This is a genomic window from Monashia sp. HAY1-5C (assembly GCF_056755255.1).
On the sequence record NZ_JBPGXG010000050.1, the window covers coordinates 1 to 15,131 of the forward strand.

The 15,131-nt window shown below is 71.0% G+C and carries 15 protein-coding genes; 7 read left to right on the forward strand and 8 right to left on the reverse strand.

From position 1 onward, the window contains the following. Positions 1 to 115: 115 nt before the first annotated feature. The gene (locus ACR9ZK_RS09725; RefSeq protein ID WP_481341695.1) at positions 116 to 754 is read right to left on the reverse strand and encodes a peroxiredoxin; all 639 of its coding nucleotides are present in this window, start codon (positions 752 to 754) and stop codon (positions 116 to 118) included. Between the two features lie 153 nt (positions 755 to 907). Continuing rightward, a complete protein-coding gene (locus ACR9ZK_RS09730; protein ID WP_481341696.1) occupies positions 908 to 1,663 on the reverse strand; it encodes an endonuclease/exonuclease/phosphatase family protein in 756 nt (251 codons plus the stop codon). Between the two features lie 134 nt (positions 1,664 to 1,797). On the opposite strand from ACR9ZK_RS09730, the gene ACR9ZK_RS09735 reads away from it, so the two are divergent. Next, complete coding sequence (locus ACR9ZK_RS09735; RefSeq protein ID WP_481341697.1) at positions 1,798 to 2,673, forward strand: DUF4190 domain-containing protein; 876 nt, start codon at positions 1,798 to 1,800, stop codon at positions 2,671 to 2,673. Positions 2,674 to 2,764: 91 nt separating this feature from the next. Here the strand turns inward: ACR9ZK_RS09735 and ACR9ZK_RS09740 are convergent, their stop codons facing one another. Both ACR9ZK_RS09740 and ACR9ZK_RS09745 read right to left on the reverse strand, forming a co-directional pair. Continuing rightward, the gene (locus ACR9ZK_RS09740) at positions 2,765 to 3,856 is read right to left on the reverse strand and encodes an inositol-3-phosphate synthase (RefSeq protein ID WP_481341698.1); all 1,092 of its coding nucleotides are present in this window, start codon (positions 3,854 to 3,856) and stop codon (positions 2,765 to 2,767) included. 3 nt (positions 3,857 to 3,859) lie between these two features. Next, a complete protein-coding gene (locus ACR9ZK_RS09745) occupies positions 3,860 to 4,525 on the reverse strand; it encodes a PadR family transcriptional regulator (RefSeq protein WP_481341699.1) in 666 nt (221 codons plus the stop codon). 225 nt (positions 4,526 to 4,750) lie between these two features. On the opposite strand from ACR9ZK_RS09745, the gene ACR9ZK_RS09750 reads away from it, so the two are divergent. The 6 genes from ACR9ZK_RS09750 to rplI all read left to right on the forward strand — a co-directional run bounded on the left by ACR9ZK_RS09750 (position 4,751) and on the right by rplI (position 10,473). Further along, positions 4,751 to 6,964 carry a transglycosylase domain-containing protein gene (locus tag ACR9ZK_RS09750; RefSeq protein WP_481341700.1) on the forward strand — a complete coding sequence of 738 codons (2,214 nt, stop codon included), beginning with the start codon at positions 4,751 to 4,753 and terminating at the stop codon, positions 6,962 to 6,964. 6 nt (positions 6,965 to 6,970) lie between these two features. Then, positions 6,971 to 8,395, forward strand: coding sequence for a glycosyltransferase 87 family protein (locus ACR9ZK_RS09755; RefSeq protein WP_481341701.1), 1,425 nt, complete (start codon positions 6,971 to 6,973; stop codon positions 8,393 to 8,395). Between the two features lie 198 nt (positions 8,396 to 8,593). Next, positions 8,594 to 8,881 carry a 30S ribosomal protein S6 gene (gene rpsF / locus ACR9ZK_RS09760; RefSeq protein WP_481341702.1) on the forward strand — a complete coding sequence of 96 codons (288 nt, stop codon included), beginning with the start codon at positions 8,594 to 8,596 and terminating at the stop codon, positions 8,879 to 8,881. Positions 8,882 to 9,003: 122 nt separating this feature from the next. Further along, positions 9,004 to 9,612, forward strand: coding sequence for a single-stranded DNA-binding protein (locus tag ACR9ZK_RS09765; RefSeq protein WP_481341703.1), 609 nt, complete (start codon positions 9,004 to 9,006; stop codon positions 9,610 to 9,612). Between the two features lie 145 nt (positions 9,613 to 9,757). Next, positions 9,758 to 9,994, forward strand: a complete 237-nt coding sequence (gene rpsR / locus ACR9ZK_RS09770; RefSeq protein WP_013494395.1) for a 30S ribosomal protein S18 — start codon at positions 9,758 to 9,760, stop codon at positions 9,992 to 9,994. A 32-nt stretch (positions 9,995 to 10,026) separates the two neighbouring features. Further along, a complete protein-coding gene (gene rplI, locus ACR9ZK_RS09775) occupies positions 10,027 to 10,473 on the forward strand; it encodes a 50S ribosomal protein L9 (protein WP_481341704.1) in 447 nt (148 codons plus the stop codon). Positions 10,474 to 10,642: 169 nt separating this feature from the next. Here rplI and ACR9ZK_RS09780 read toward each other — a convergent pair whose 3' ends face one another. The 4 genes from ACR9ZK_RS09780 to ACR9ZK_RS09795 are packed head-to-tail and all read right to left on the reverse strand — an operon-like array spanning position 10,643 to position 15,118. Then, complete coding sequence (locus ACR9ZK_RS09780) at positions 10,643 to 11,695, reverse strand: LacI family DNA-binding transcriptional regulator (RefSeq protein ID WP_481341705.1); 1,053 nt, start codon at positions 11,693 to 11,695, stop codon at positions 10,643 to 10,645. Further along, the gene (locus ACR9ZK_RS09785; protein ID WP_481341706.1) at positions 11,692 to 13,299 is read right to left on the reverse strand and encodes a GH1 family beta-glucosidase; all 1,608 of its coding nucleotides are present in this window, start codon (positions 13,297 to 13,299) and stop codon (positions 11,692 to 11,694) included. Before ACR9ZK_RS09785 ends, ACR9ZK_RS09780 begins: the two co-directional genes overlap by 4 nt. Further along, on the reverse strand, positions 13,296 to 14,153 hold the full coding sequence (locus tag ACR9ZK_RS09790; RefSeq protein ID WP_481341707.1) for a carbohydrate ABC transporter permease: 858 nt from the start codon (positions 14,151 to 14,153) through the stop codon (positions 13,296 to 13,298). The genes ACR9ZK_RS09785 and ACR9ZK_RS09790 overlap by 4 nt, the downstream gene beginning before the upstream one ends. Further along, positions 14,150 to 15,118 (reverse strand): carbohydrate ABC transporter permease, encoded by a 969-nt coding sequence (locus tag ACR9ZK_RS09795; protein WP_481341720.1) that lies wholly within the window; start codon positions 15,116 to 15,118, stop codon positions 14,150 to 14,152. The genes ACR9ZK_RS09790 and ACR9ZK_RS09795 overlap by 4 nt, the downstream gene beginning before the upstream one ends. Between the last annotated feature and the right edge of the window lie 13 nt (positions 15,119 to 15,131).

Genomic DNA, 15,131 nt, shown 5'->3' on the forward strand with positions numbered 1-15,131 from the left:
TCCGTCGTCGGCAGCGTCAGATGTGTATAAGAGACAGCCCTCGGGGGTGGCCGCCCGTCGGCGTGGCTCACGTGCTCATGCCGGCTCGCGCCGGCTGGAGCCGGCTGGAACGCGGTCAGGCCGTGACGCTCGTGTAGCGCAGGTAGGGCTTGACCTCCTCGACCGCGTCGTCACCGAAGCGCTCGCGGGCGTCGGCGGTCGACAGGGTCGGGGCGACGATGACGCGCTGGCCCTCGCGCCAGTCGGCCGGCGTCGAGAACGGGCCGCGGTCGGTCAGCTGGAGGGCGTCGACGGCCCGGACGATCTCGTCGAAGTTGCGCCCGACGCTCTTGGGGTAGGTGAGGCTGAGCCGCACCTTGTTCGAGGGGTCGATGACGAACACCGAGCGGACGCTCGAGGTGTCGCCCTCGCCCGGGTGGATCATGCCGTACAGCTCGGAGACGGTGCGGTCCTCGTCGCCGATGATCGGGTAGGCCACGGCCGCGCCGCCGACCTCCTCGATGTCGCCCTTCCACTCGTCGTGCTTGTCGGTCGGGTCGACCGAGACGGCGAGCACCTTGACGTTGCGCTTGGACCACTCGTCCTCGAGCGCGGCGACCCGGCCGAGCTCGGTCGTGCAGACCGGCGTGAAGTCGGCCGGGTGGCTGAACAGGACGGCCCACGTGCCGTCCTTCCAGTCGTGGAAGCTGATCTGGCCCTCGGTGGTGTCGGCGGTGAAGTCGGGGGCGACGTCGCCCAGTCGCGGTGATGCCATGGCTCGTCCTCTCGCGGTCGGGCGCACTCCACGCCCCGGTCTGCGAGCCATTGTGGCCACGAAACCATGCTTTGCGTTATGGGTGTCCAAATGTTGTGACGCCGGGGATGGTCGGGTGGCCCCGGCTCGGGCGGCCGCGGTGGTCGGGACGGCTCAGCGACGCTCGAGGTCGACGACGACCGGCAGGTGGTCCGACGGCACGGGCTCCCGGCCGCCGAGGTCGACGACGCGGGCATCCGTGGAGACGAGGTCGGGGGTCGTCAGCACCCAGTCGACGCGCGGGCCGCCGGGCACGACGGGGCCGAGCGCGGGGAAGGTGCCGGGGGTCGCGGCCGTGACGTGCGGTGCGACGGCGTCGACGAGACCCGCGTCGAGGAGGGCGGCGTGCGGCTCGGAGGCTCCCGCCTCGGCGTTGAAGTCGCCGAGGAGGACGCTCGGGTCGTGGCCCAGGCTGCCGGCGAGGAGGCGCGCCCCCTCCAGCCGGGCGAGCTCGCTGACGTCGTCGAGGTGGGCGTTGACGAAGGTGTACGTCGTGTGGTCGCCGGCGTCCCGGAGCCGGACCGTCGTCGCCGTGCGAGGGTAGGCGGCCCCCCACGCCGTCGAGCCGGGCACCTCGGTGCGGTCCGAGAGCCACCAGGTGCGCCACGAGAGCAGGTCGAAGCGCGCGGTGTCGTAGATGACGGCCGTGAACTCGTCGTTGCGGGCCCCGAGCCGGCCCTCGCCCAGCCATCCGTACCGGCTCGGCAGGTGGGCGGCGAGGTCGTCGAGCATGCGCGCCGACGCCTCCTGGGTGCCGAGCACGTGCGGCCCGAGCTCCTCGATGACCGACACGACGCCCTCGAGGCGGTCCGGCCAGTGCGGCGGCTCGAGCGCCGTCTCGGTGCGCAGGTTCCACGTCATGACACGCATCGTCCGATCCTGCCCCACGCCGAGCGCCTGCGACAGGTTCACGGTCCGCCGGCCCCGGCGCCGGGCGCGTGGCAGGGCCCTCGTCGGTGGGAACGTCTCCTGCACGCCATCCGGCTGTGGGATGCTGACCGGCCGTGAGCCCTTCGTCGCCGAACCCCGAGGACGACCGGTCCTCGGCCTACCAGCTGCCGCCGCCGCCCGGCTCCGGCCCCCAGCTCCCGCAGGTCCCGCCCGCGCCCGCCGGGACGCCCTTCACGGTGCCCGGACCCCCCGCCATGGCCTCCCACGGCGGCCCGCCGTCCACCGACGCCGGCCCGACCGTCGGCCCGTACGGCGCCTACCCGGAAGCCTTCGCCCCACCCCCGGGTCCCGACGGGCGCGAGCACCGCCCCGGCACGAACGGCCTGGCCATCGCCGCCCTGTGCTGCGGCATCGCCGGGCTGCTGCCCGTGGCGGCCGTCGTCGGCATCGTGCTCGGCGTCGTGGCGCTGAACCAGCTGCGACGCGTCGTCCAGAACGGTCGCGGCATGGCCGTCGCGGGGATCGTCCTGGGCTCGCTGTGGCTGCTCGGCTGGGGCGCCCTCCTCGCGATCGGCATCGCCTCCGACTCGAGCGGGTCGGGTGGCACGAGCCCGTCGCCCCGCCAGTCCGGCCACCAGGTCAGCGTCGCCGACCTCAAGGCCGGGGACTGCTTCGACGACGACTCGACCGGCGAGGACGAGGAGGTCGGGGACGTCACCGTCGTGCCGTGCACGACGGCGCACACGAGCCAGGTCATCACCGTCTTCGACCTGCCCGCGGGCTCCTACCCGGGCAAGGACAAGGTCGTCGCGGCCGCCGAGAAGGGCTGTCGCGACAAGGGCGACCCCCTCGTGCGCGAGGACCGCATGGAGGAGGTCGAGCCGAGCTTCATCTACCCCTCCGACGCGTGGACGTGGTCGGAGAGCCGGACGATCCAGTGCCTCGCCGACGCGCGGACCGGAACCGTCATCGGCAGCGTCCTCAAGTAGCACCACACGAGCCGAGGCCCCCTTCTGTGCGGAAGGGGGCCTCGGCGTCAGGCGTGGTCCCGCGTCGCGGGGCGTCGCGGGCAGTTGCGGGTCAGCGGGGCTCCTCGCCGCGGATGAAGGCCTCGAGCTTGGCCCGCCCGACCGTGTCCTCGCGCTGCTCCGGCGGCGACTTCATGAGGTAGGACGACGCCGACAAGAGTGCGCCGCCGATGCCGCGGTCCTTGGCGATCTTCGCCGCGCGGATGGCGTCGATGATGATGCCGGCCGAGTTGGGGGAGTCCCACACCTCGAGCTTGTACTCGAGGTTCAGCGGCACGTCACCGAAGGCGCGACCCTCGAGGCGGACGTAGGCCCACTTGCGGTCGTCGAGCCAGGCGACGTAGTCCGACGGGCCGATGTGGACGTTGCGGTCGTCCTTCTTGCCGGCGAGCGGGCCGCTGAGGTTGGACGTGACGGCCTGCGTCTTGGAGACCTTCTTGGACTCGAGACGCTCGCGCTCGAGCATGTTCTTGAAGTCCATGTTGCCGCCGACGTTGAGCTGGTACGTGCGGTCCAGCACGACGCCGCGGTCCTCGAAGAGCTTGGCCATGACGCGGTGCGTGATCGTCGCACCGACCTGGCTCTTGATGTCGTCACCGATGATCGGCACGCCCGCGGCCTCGAACTTCGCGGCCCACTCCGGGTCGGAGGCGATGAAGACCGGCAGGGCGTTGACGAAGGCGACGCCCGCGTCGATGGCGCACTGCGCGTAGAACTTGTCGGCGGCCTCGGAGCCCACCGGCAGGTAGGAGACGAGGACGTCGGCCTTCGCGTCCTTGAGGGCCTGCACGACGTCGACCGGCTCGGCAGCCGACTCGTCGATCGTCTGCCGGTAGTACTTGCCGAGCCCGTCGAGCGTGTGGCCGCGCTGGACCGTCACACCCGTCGTGGGCACGTCGGTGATCTTGATCGTGTTGTTCTCCGAGGCGCTGATGGCCTCGGAGAGGTCCTTGCCGACCTTCTTGTCGTCGACGTCGAACGCGGCGACGAACTGCACGTCGCCGACGTGGTACTCACCGAACGTCACGTGCATGAGGCCGGGGACGGTGCCGGTGGCGTCAGCGTCCTTGTAGTACTCGACGCCCTGCACGAGCGAGCTCGCGCAGTTGCCGACGCCGACGATGGCGACGCGTACGGATCCCATGGATCACTCCTTGTGGTTGGTGGTGCTCGGGTGGTTCGTGCTCGGGGTGGTGCTGCTCGTGGGGGTCGTGCCGGTGGGCTCGTCGAAGGCCGCCGGGCCGGGGTCGAGGGCCGCGCGCCGCTCGGCGACGATGAGCTCCTCGAGCCAGCGGACCTCGCGCTCGGCCCGCTCCTCGCCGTGCTGCTGGAGGGCCAGCGTGTAGCCGTCCATCCGCTCGCGGTTGCGGGTGGAGGCGTCGCGGATGTTCGCGAGCCGCTCCTCGAGGCGGGAGCGCCGACCCTCGAGGATGCGCAGCCGCACCTGCGCCTCGGTCCGGGAGAAGAAGGCGAACCGCACGTCGAAGTCGTCGTCGTCCCACGCGTCCGGGCCGCTCGCGGCGACGAGGTCCTGGAAGTGCTCCTTGCCCTCCGCCGTGAGCTCGTACGTGATGCGCGGGCGGCGGCCGGTCCCGGCGGCCGGTTCCTCGGTCTCGTGGATCCAGCCGGACTCGACGAGGTGGCGCAGCGCGGGGTAGAGCGAGCCGTACGAGAGCGCCCGGAAGATGCCGAGGGCCGTGGTCAGCCGCTTGCGCAGCTCGTACCCGTGCAGCGGACCGTCGTGCAGGAGCCCGAGCACCGCGAACTCGAGCAGCGTCGCGCGGCGGCTCGCGGGGCGGGAGGACTTCGGCACGATCGCCACTGTACATGCAGATATATCGGCGCGATACATCATGCCGACGCATCACGGTGACAGGGTCGCGCGCTTCGTCCCCCATACCCGGGTCGACACGTGGAGCGCCTGTGCAGGCCCTGTGAGGTCCGTCGTCCCGTTTGGCCGTCCGGCGCTGCGTCGGGTCATACTGATGAGCGGCCCGGGGCGGAAGCTCGGGCCACATCGCTGAAACGGAGTGGATGAGTGAGTCCGAGCAGGCACGAGGTCCGTGCCGCCCAGCTGGCGGCCTCGAAGGGCGGCACGCGCGGCGCCGGCAGCGGTCGGGGCGACGGTCGGGGCAGCGGCGCCGGCGCGGGACGCAGCGGCTGGCGCACGTGGGTCGTCGGCACCCTCAAGTGGGGGTCGATCGCGGGCGCCGTGCTCTTCGTCCTCGGTGTCATCGGCGTCTTCATCGCCTACAACAAGATCGACATCCCGGCCGCGAACGAGATCGCCAACCGCCAGGTCTCCATCGTCTACTACGCCGACGGCAAGACCGAGCTGGACCGCATCTCCTCCCAGGACGGCAACCGGGAGTCGGTCGACCTGAGCCGCGTGCCGAAGTTCGTCCAGGACGCGCACCTCGCCGCCGAGGACCGCACCTTCTACGCCAACAACGGCATCTCCGTCGGCGGCATCCTGCGTGCCGTCAAGACGAGCGTCACCGGCGAGGCCCAGGTGGGCGGCTCGACGATCACCCAGCAGTACGTCAAGAACTACTTCCTCACGCAGGACCGCACGATCTCCCGCAAGGCCCGCGAGATCCTCCTCGCCATCAAGATCGACGGCCAGCGCAGCAAGTCCCAGATCCTGCAGGACTACCTCAACACCATCTACTACGGGCGCGGTGCCTACGGCATCCAGAGCGGGGCCAAGGCCTACTTCGGCAAGGACGTCAGCAAGCTGACCATCCCGGAGGGCGCCGTCCTCGCCTCCGTCATCAACGCCCCGTCGCTCTACGACCCTGCGAACGGCCCCGGCGCCAAGGCCAACCTCGAGAAGCGCGTCGACTACGTCCTCGACGGCATGGTCTCGGAGGGCTGGCTCAGCCGGGCCGAGCGCGCCAAGTACACCGAGCTTCCGAAGATCCTGCCGTACAAGCCGAACCAGTTCTCGTCGGGACCCAACGGCTTCATCACCGCGCAGGTCAAGCGTGAGCTGATCGCCAACGGGCTGACCGAGCAGGACATCGACCAGGGCGGCCTGCGCATCACGACGACGATCGACAAGAAGGCCCAGAACGCGGCGATCACCGCGATGCAGGACAACCTGCCCAAGAAGGTCCAGGGCGGACTCGTCGCGATCAAGCCGGGCGACGGCGCCGTCATCGCCATGTACGGCGGCGCCGACTACCGGAAGAACCAGTTCAACTCGGCGACGCAGGCGATCATGCAGGGCGCCTCGAACTTCAAGCCCTTCGCCGTCCTCGCCGCGGTCCGCGACGGCATCTCGACGAAGACGAAGTTCGACGGCGACCAGCCGCAGGAGATCGACGGCACGAAGATCACGAACTTCGGCGAGCGCTCCTACGGCATGGTCGACATGCGCCGGATGATCGGCCGCTCGATCAACACCGCCTTCGTCAACCTCAACAACACCATCACCCCGAAGCTGACGCGTCAGGCGGCGATCGACGCCGGCATCCCGGAGCGGACGCCCGGCCTCGACGACACCCTGACGAACGTCCTCGGCACCGCCTCCCCGCACGTCATCGACATGGCGACCGCCTACTCGACGATCGCCGCGCAGGGGCTCCGGTCCAAGCCGTACTTCGTCAAGAGGGTCACCTCGACGACGAGCGACTTCAGCTACACCGCCAAGCCGCAGACGCGTCGGGCCTTCGACAAGGACGTCACGGCCGACGTCACCGACGCCATGACCTACACCGTCAAGGACGGCGGCACCGCGACCAAGCTCCAGCGGCTCGACCGCCCCGTCGCCGGCAAGACCGGTACGTCGTCGTACGCCAAGTCGATCTGGTTCTCGGGCTTCGTGCCGCAGCTGGCCGTGTCGATCGGCATGTACAAGCCGGACGCGAACGGCAACCCGCAGACCCTGACCGACGCCGAGGACACCAACCTCACCGGTGGCACCATCCCGGCCGACGTCTTCTACGACTTCATGAAGATCGTCATGGACGGGGTCCCGGTCCAGGACTTCCCGCCGCGGGCCGGTGTCGGCGACGACAAGGTCCCGACGCCGACGACGACCTTCACGCCGCCGCCGGACACGGCGACGCAGGAGACGACGACGACGCAGGCCCCGACGACGACGACCCGGACGCCGACGCCGACGAAGACCAAGGGCACCGGCAAGCCGACGCCGACCGACTCCCCGACGAACACCGTGACCGTCCCGCTGCCGTTCCCGTCCACCACCACCAAGGGCGGCGGTGGCGGTGGCGGCGCCGGTGGGTGAGTCCCGGTGACGCGGTCGCACGCCTGGCGGGACGGCCCCGGCCGGCGCGGTGACCTCCTGCGCCGTGACGACCTCGCCCGCCGCGGTGACCCGGTCGTCACCGCGGCGTCGGAGGTCATCGGTGGTCCGCGCGGCCGCTACGCGGCGGCCCGCGAGCTGCCGTGGGTGCTGACGGCTGCCGTGCTCTCCGCACTCACGGCCGTGACGGCCGGCCTCGGCATCCTGCTCCGGGCGCCCTGCCTGCGCACCGGGTTCACCGGTGACACGCAGTTCTGGAGCGCGTGCTACGCCGATCTGCCGAACGCCTACCGGGACGGCAACGTCAAGGCGGGGCTGGCGGCCTTCCTGCAGGGCGGGTCCGCCGCACCGACCACCGGGCAGCCGCCCCTGACCGGCCTGGCCCTGACCGCCGTCGCGAGCCTCGTGCCCGACGAGGGATCACTGCGCAGCCGGGCCGCCTGGTACTTCGCGCTGTGGTCCGTGCTGCTGACCCTGCTGCTGCTGCTCGTCGTCTGGCTCGTCGCGTCGTCGGCGTGGTCCTCGTTCTCGGCCGCCCACGTGGCCGTGTCCCCGGTTGCCGCCCTCGTCGGGTTCGTGTCGGCCGACCTGCTCGGCGTCGCGCTCGCGAGCGCCGGCCTGTGGGCGTGGTCGCGCCGGCGTCCGACCCTGGCCGGCGTCCTCCTCGGTGCAGCCGTCGCCGCACGCAGCTACCCCGTGCTCCTCGTCGTCGCCATCGGCCTGCTGTGCCTGCGGTCGGGGCGGATGCGCGCCTTCGGCCGGCTCGCGCTCTACGCGTTCCTCACCTTCGGCGGCATCCTGTCCGCCATCTCCTTCCTCAACCCGGCGGCGGCCGCCTCGGCCTACCTCGGGTGGTCCTCGGCGCCGGCCGGCTACGGCTCGCCGTGGCTGTTGCCACAGCTGGCCGGGCATGCCATGGCCGCCGGCGTCGTGACCGCCCTGGCGGCGTTCGGCTGGCTCGTCGCCGTCCTCGCCGGGGCGGTCCTCGCCCTGTCGTCGTCCCGCCGGCCGACGGTCGCCGAGGTCTCGCTCGTCATGGTCGGCATCGTCCTCGTCACCGGCAAGTCGTTCACGGTGCAGAGCTCGCTGTGGCTCCTGCCCCTCGTCGCGTGGTGCGCCTACCAGTGGCGCGACCACCTGCTCTGGGCCCTGGCGGAGGCGCTCAACTTCGTCGCCGTGTGGCTGACCATCGCGGCCACGACCGTGCCGGACCGCGGCATGCCCCCGGCCTGGTACTCCCTCTTCTCGATGCTGCGGGTCGTCGCGGTGCTGTGGCTCGTGGCCGTGGCCTGGCTGCGGGCCCGTGACCGGTGGGGACGCCGTGGCACGGCCGAGGACCCGGCGCCCGAGCACGACGACCTCGCCGGCCCGCTGGCCGGCGCCGAGGACCGGCTCATCGTCCGCTTCGCCTGACGTCCGATTTCCGCGGACCCCGGCCCGCCGGGTAGTCTTGCCGGGTTCGCCGTGCGCCCCGGTGGCCTGTGGAGAAGCCCGACACCTGTCGGCCCCATCTGCTTGGCTGTGACCCGAGGCTCGCGGCGGGACGTTTGCAACCCTCCTGTCACGGGAACGACCCGTGACCGCCGAGACCAGAGGAGGTGGGTTAGAAGCATGCGTCAGTACGAACTCATGGTCATCCTCGACCCCGAGACCGAGGAGCGCACCGTCGGCACGACGATGGACCGCTTCCTGACCGTCGTGAAGAACGGTGGTGGCAGCGTCGACAACTTCGACATCTGGGGCCGTCGTCGCCTCGCCTACGACATCAAGAAGAAGTCCGAGGGCATCTACGCCGTCGTCAACTTCACCGCCGAGCCGGCCGTGGCCCAGGAGCTCGATCGTCAGCTGAACCTCAGCGAGTCGATCATGCGCACCAAGCTGCTCCGCCCCGGCGCCTGACCACGCACCGATCACGCACGCGCTGATCACCCGCTGATCACACCCGCGCGATCACCCTCGGGCTCACCACCGAGTCCCAGCCCCCGAGCGTTCGCTCCGATCACCCAGCGAAGGACTGATCCATGGCAGGCGACACCGTCATCACCATCATCGGCAACCTGACCGCCGACCCCGAGCTGCGGTTCACGCCGTCGGGTGCAGCGGTCGCGAACTTCACGGTGGCCTCAACGCCCCGGATGTTCGACCGCCAGAGCAACGAGTGGAAGGACGGCGAGACGCTGTTCATGCGCTGCTCCATCTGGCGCGACGCGGCGGAGAACGTCGCCGAGTCGCTCCAGCGCGGCATGCGTGTCATCGCCTCGGGTCGCCTCAAGTCCCGGTCGTACGAGACGAAGGAAGGCGAGAAGCGCACCGTCGTCGAGATGGACGTGGACGAGATCGGTCCCTCGCTCCGTTCGGCCACCGCGAAGGTCAACAAGACCCAGCGTGGCGGCGGAGGCGGTTTCGGGGCCGGCCAGCAGGGCAGCGGCTGGAGCGGTGGCCAGGGTGGCGGTCAGGCCGAGGACCCGTGGGCGACCGGTGGTGGCCAGGGTGGCCAGGGTGGCGGCCAGCAGGGCGGCGGCTGGGGTGCTCCCGGCGGTGCCCAGGGTGGCCAGGGTGGTCAGCCGAGCGGCGGTAACCAAGGTGGTGGCTGGGGCCAGGCCCCCAGCTACGACGAGCCGCCGTTCTGATCGGACGCTGATCGGTCGCTGATCCGAAGCGGATCCCGTCGCCGGCCCGACCGGCATCCGCCGCCTCGCGCGGCACCACACCAGAGATCGAAGACCCATCCCGGGGCGCAGACCCCGGGCTCTCATCACGAAGGAGAGCACCACGATGGCAAAGCCCGTTGTGCGCAAGCCCAAGAAGAAGGCCAACCCGCTCAAGGCGGCGAAGGTCGAGAACATCGACTACAAGGACACCGCGCTGCTGCGCAAGTTCATCTCCGACCGCGGCAAGATCCGCGCGCGTCGCGTGACCGGGGTGTCCGTCCAGGAGCAGCGTCTCATCGCCACGGCCGTCAAGAACGCCCGTGAGATGGCCCTGCTGCCCTACTCGAGCTCGGCTCGCTGAGTCCGTTCCGCTCGAGAACCAGGAGAACAGATATGAAGCTCATCCTCACGCACGAGGTCACCGGCCTCGGTGCTGCCGGTGACGTCGTCGAGGTCAAGGACGGTTACGGCCGCAACTTCCTGCTCCCGCGCGGTCTGGCGACCCCGTGGACCAAGGGCGGGCAGAAGCAGGTCGACGCCCTGACGAAGGGCCGCGAGGTCCGCTCGATCAAGGATCTCGACACCGCCAAGGGCATCAAGGGCCAGCTCGAGGCCACGGCCGTCACGGTCGAGGCCCGTGCCGGCCAGTCCGGCCGCCTCTTCGGCGCCGTCAGCAACGGTGACATCGCCGACGCGGTCAAGGCCGCCGGTGGTCCCGAGCTCGACAAGCGCAAGATCGAGGTCAAGCAGGCCATCAAGACGACCGGCTCCTACGAGGCCACCGTCCGCCTGCACCCGGAGGTCTCCGCGACGCTGAAGTTCGACGTCGTCTCCGCCTGACCCAGGCACTGCACGGCCGAAGGGGCCGGGAACCGCACGACGCGGTTCCCGGCCCCTTCGCCGTGTCCCCGTGTCCGGGTCGCTGGGATCCGACGCCTCGTCAGGCGTCGCGGGTCCGCAGGCGGCACGGGTCGGCGGGCGGCAGGGGCCATCACACCGGTCGAGGGCGTCAGGTCGAGTCGCGCACGACGAGCTCGGTGCCGAGGACCCGGATGCGCTCGACCTCCTCGCCGGCCAGCAGCCGCAGCAGCGTGTCGGCCATGACGACGCCCATCTCCTGGGCCGGCTGCGCCACGGTCGTCAGCCGCACCTTGCCGCGCGTGGCGTACTTGCTGTTGTCGAACCCGACGACGGCGACGTCCTGGGGCACCCGCAGCCGGCGTTCCTCGAGGGCGAGCAGCACACCGCTCGCCATGAGGTCGCTCGCGACGAACACGGCGTCGACGTCGGGGAACCGGTCGACGAGGGCGAGGCCGGCCCGGATGCCGCCGGCCTCGGTGAAGTCGCCGTGGACGAGCCGCTCGTCCGACAGCCCCGCCTCCCGCATCGCGTCGCGCCAGCCCTGCTCGCGGTCGACGGCGGCCGGCATGTCGGTCGGTCCGGTGATCGTCGCGATGCGCCGGTACCCGCGCTCGACGAGGTGCCGGGTGGCCTGGACGCCGCCGAGCCGGTTGTCGACGTCGATGTAGTAGTCGGCCGGGTTGGCCACCTGTCCGAGCGGCCGGCCACCGAACACGACCGGCAGCGAGCGGCCGAGGGAGGCCAGGAAGTGGTCGCCGGAGTGGTGCGACACGACGATGGCCCCGTCGACGTTCCCGCCGAGCAGGTACCGACGCGTCTTGTCCGACGGGCTGCTCGGATGCGTCAGCTGCAGGTTGAGCACGTACTCGCTCGCGTCGAGGCGGTCGCTGATGCCCTGCACGACGTCGGCGAAGTAGGGGTCGCCGAAGAACCGGTGGGCATCTTCGGGCACGACGAGCGCGATCGACATCGTGGCCCGTGCCACGAGCGAGCGGGCCGCCCGGTTCGGGACGTAGTTCAGCTCGGCGATGGCCTTCTCGACGACGGCGAGCACGTCCGGGCTGACCCTCGGGGACCCGTTGATGACGCGCGACACCGTCGCCCGCGACACGCCGGCAACGCGCGCGACCGCCTCGAGCGTCGGGCGCTCGGATGCGGCGCCCACGCCCGTGGTCGGTCGCGTGGCCGTGCCGTCACTCATGCCTCGGTGTCTCCTGCCGGCCGGCGGGGCCGGTCCTGCTCGTCGGTGTCGGTCCTCGTCCCAGTCTCGGCTCCGGCGGCGTCGACCGCCTCGGCGTCCGCAGGGTGGCCGGTCGGCAGGACCCGGCTCGCGATGACCCGGGCGAGGTCGAGGGCGCTCGCCTTCGGCGTCCGCACCTGGGTGTCGTAGTCGACCCGGACGATACCGAAGCGCTTGGCGTAGCCCCACGCCCACTCGAAGTTGTCGAGCAGCGACCAGTAGAAGTAGCCACGGACCGGCACGCCCGCCTCGACGGCGTCGAGGACGGCGCCGAGGTGGGCCCGCACGTAGGCGACGCGGTCGGCGTCGTCGACGAAGCCGTCAGCGTCGGGGACGTCGTCGAAGGCCGCGCCGTTCTCGGTGACGTGGAGCGGGACCCCCGCCGGGCCGGTGTACTCGTCGTGCAGGCGGTGCAGCAGGCGCGTCAGGCCGTCGGGCTGGATCTCCCAGTCCATCGCGGTGACCGGCAGGCCGCGGGGGTGCCGGAACGCCGAGTCCGCCGCGGGGAAGGGCGAGCGGGTGTGGCGGCCGCCGTTGACGTTGGCATCGAGGGCCACCGGAGGCTCCCAGTGCGCCACGGCCTCGCCGTTGTAGTAGTTGACGCCGAGCACGTCGATCGGCGTCGCGATGACGGCGAGGTCACCGTCGCGCACGTGCTCCTCGAGCCCCAGGCCCCGCACGTCCTCGAGCAGGTCGGCGGGGTAGGCGCCGCGGAACACCGGGTCGAGGAAGACGCGGTTCATCTGGGCGTCGACGCGTCGGGCCGCGTCGACGTCGCGGGGGTCGGTGGGGTCGAGCGGGTCGGCGACGGTGAAGTTGAGGGTCAGACCGAGCTCGAGCGACGCGTCCCGGGCGCGGAGCTCCTCCACGACGCGGCCGTGCCCCAGAAGGAGGTGGTGGGCGGCGGCGAGGCCGTCGCGCACCGAGGTGCGGCCGGGCGCGTGCATCCCGGCGGTGTAGCCGAGGAAGGCCGAGCACCAGGGCTCGTTGAGGGTCGTCCACGTGCGGACGCGGTCGCCGAGACGGTCGTGGACGGCCGCGGCGTACTCGACGAAGCGGTCGGTCGTCTCGCGGGAGGTCCACCCGCCGCGGTCCTCGAGGGCCTGGGGCAGGTCCCAGTGGTAGAGCGTCAGCCACGGCGCGATGCCGGCCGCGAGCAGCTCGTCGACGACCCGCTCGTAGAAGTCGAGACCGGCCGGGTTGACCGTGCGGCCGTCGGGCACGACGCGCGACCACGACGTCGAGAACCGGTAGGACTGCAGTCCGAGCCGGCGCATCAGCGCGATGTCCTCGGGGAACCGGTGGTAGAAGTCGCAGGCGACGTCACCCGTGTCGCCGTCGACGACGGCGCCGGGGGTGTGCGAGAACGTGTCCCAGATCGAGTCGAGCCGACCGTCCTCGTGCCGCGCGCCCTCGATCTGGTAGGCGGCCGTCGCGACGCCGACGACGAAGTTCTCCGGCACCGGGCGACCTTGCGCGACAGCATGGTTCGCGCTGGCAAGGGAGCGGTTGCCAGTGGAGTGGATGGTCTGGCTGGTCTGGGTGGACGTGGTGGGGGCGGTCATCCCTTGACTGCTCCTTGCATGATGCCGGACACGAGCTGCTTGCCGGCGAAGACGAACAGGACGATGAGGGGCAGCGCCATGAGCACCACGCCGTTGAGCACGAGCGAGTAGTCGACGAAGTAGGCGGCCTGCAGCTGTTGCAGGGCGACCGGCAGGGTGGGGTTGCCGGGGTCGAGGATGATGAAGGGCCAGAAGAAGTTGGTCCACGTCGCGATGAAGGTGAACAGGCCGAGCATCGCGGCGCCGGGCCGTGCCGCGGGCAGCGCCACCGACCAGAAGGTCCGCAGCGTCGAGGCACCGTCGACGCGCGCCGCCTCGATGAGCTCGTCCGGCAGCGCCTCCTGCAGGTACTGCGTCATCCAGAAGACGCCGAAGGCACTCACGGCGCTCGGCAGGATGACCGCCCAGAGGCTGCCGATCCAGCCGAGCCGGCTCATGACGATGAACAGCGGCACGATGCCCAGCTGCGTCGGCACGGCCATCGTCGCGACGACGAAGACGAGCAGTCCGGTGCGCCCCCGGAAGCGCAGCTTGGCGAAGGCGAAGCCGGCCAGGGCCGAGAAGAGCACGACGAGCAGCGCCACCGTCGAGCTGACGAGGATGCTGTTGCCGAGCGCCTTCCAGAAGGGGATCGAGCCGGCGACCGTCGCCGCGTTCTGCAGGAAGTGCCCGCCCGGTACGAACGAGTACGGGTCGCGCACGATCGCGGCGGCGTCCTTGCTGCCGATGACGAAGGACCACCAGAGGGGGAACGCCGACGCGACGAGGACGACGGCGAGGAAGGCGTAGGCCGCGGGGCCGGCCTGGGTGCGGCGCACGAGCGCCGTGCTGCGGCGCAGGGTCGGGGTGCTCATCGTGATCCCTTCGAGGCGATCCGGCGGGTGACGAGGAAGTTGAGGACCGCGAAGAGGACGACGACGAGGAAGAGCATCCAGGCCACGGCGGCCGCGCGGCCGAAGTTCTTCTGCGTCCAGCCCAGCTGGTAGAGGTAGAGCGTCAGCGTCTGCCACTGGCGGTTGGCGCCGCCGAGCCCGTACTGGTCGTACATCCGTGGTTCGTCGAAGATCTGCAGGCCGCCGATCGTCGAGGTGATGACGACGAAGATGATCGTCGCGCGCAGCTGCGGGACGGTGATCGCCCAGAACGTGCGGATGCGCCCGGCGCCGTCGATGAGGGCGGCCTCGTAGTAGTCGCGCGGGATCGCCTGCATCGCGGCGAGGAAGATGAGCGCGTTGTAGCCGGTCCAGCGGAAGTTGACCATGGTCGCGATGGCCAGGTGGCTCGGCAGGACGTCCTTGTGCCACTGCACCGGGTCGAGGCCGACGAGGCCGAGCAGGTGGTTGACGAGGCCGAACCGGTCACCGAAGAGGTCGCTGAAGACGAGGGCGACCGCGACGGGGGCCACGACGTACGGCAGCAGGACGCCCATGCGCCAGAAGGTTCGGGCCCGCAGCCCGCTGTCGAGGGCCGCGGCGATGAGCAGCGCCGCGACGACCTGGGGGACGCTGGAGAGCAGGAAGATGCTCAGCGTGTTCTTCAGCGCGTTCCAGAAGTAGGGCTGGGCCAGGACGTCGGTGTAGTTCTTCAGGCCGACGAAGTCGCCCTGCCCGCCGATGAGGCTCCACCGGTGCACCGAGACGTACGCGGTGTAGAGCAGGGGGAACAGCCCCACGACGGCGAAGAGGACGAAGAACGGGCTGACGTACGCGTAGGGGGACGCCTTCTCGTCGACGCGGGTCAGGCGGCGGCGCCAGCCGGCGCGCGGTGCGAGGGGGGAACGCGCCACGACGCCGACCGGCTGACCGGGTGACGCCTCCATGAGGCGCCCGGCA

Excerpts from the sequence above, each read along its gene's own strand:
- ACR9ZK_RS09780 (WP_481341705.1), bottom strand. The coding sequence starts at position 11,695 with ATGAGTGACGGCACGGCCACGCGACCGACCACGGGCGTGGGCGCCGCA.
- ACR9ZK_RS09740 (WP_481341698.1), bottom strand. The coding sequence starts at position 3,856 with ATGGGATCCGTACGCGTCGCCATCGTCGGCGTCGGCAACTGCGCGAGC.
- ACR9ZK_RS09725 (WP_481341695.1), bottom strand. The coding sequence starts at position 754 with ATGGCATCACCGCGACTGGGCGACGTCGCCCCCGACTTCACCGCCGAC.
- ACR9ZK_RS09730 (WP_481341696.1), bottom strand. The coding sequence starts at position 1,663 with ATGCGTGTCATGACGTGGAACCTGCGCACCGAGACGGCGCTCGAGCCG.
- ACR9ZK_RS09795 (WP_481341720.1), bottom strand. The coding sequence starts at position 15,118 with ATGGAGGCGTCACCCGGTCAGCCGGTCGGCGTCGTGGCGCGTTCCCCC.
- ACR9ZK_RS09790 (WP_481341707.1), bottom strand. The coding sequence starts at position 14,153 with ATGAGCACCCCGACCCTGCGCCGCAGCACGGCGCTCGTGCGCCGCACC.
- rpsR (WP_013494395.1), top strand. The coding sequence starts at position 9,758 with ATGGCAAAGCCCGTTGTGCGCAAGCCCAAGAAGAAGGCCAACCCGCTC.
- ACR9ZK_RS09765 (WP_481341703.1), top strand. The coding sequence starts at position 9,004 with ATGGCAGGCGACACCGTCATCACCATCATCGGCAACCTGACCGCCGAC.
- rplI (WP_481341704.1), top strand. The coding sequence starts at position 10,027 with ATGAAGCTCATCCTCACGCACGAGGTCACCGGCCTCGGTGCTGCCGGT.
- ACR9ZK_RS09785 (WP_481341706.1), bottom strand. The coding sequence starts at position 13,299 with ATGACCGCCCCCACCACGTCCACCCAGACCAGCCAGACCATCCACTCC.
- rpsF (WP_481341702.1), top strand. The coding sequence starts at position 8,594 with ATGCGTCAGTACGAACTCATGGTCATCCTCGACCCCGAGACCGAGGAG.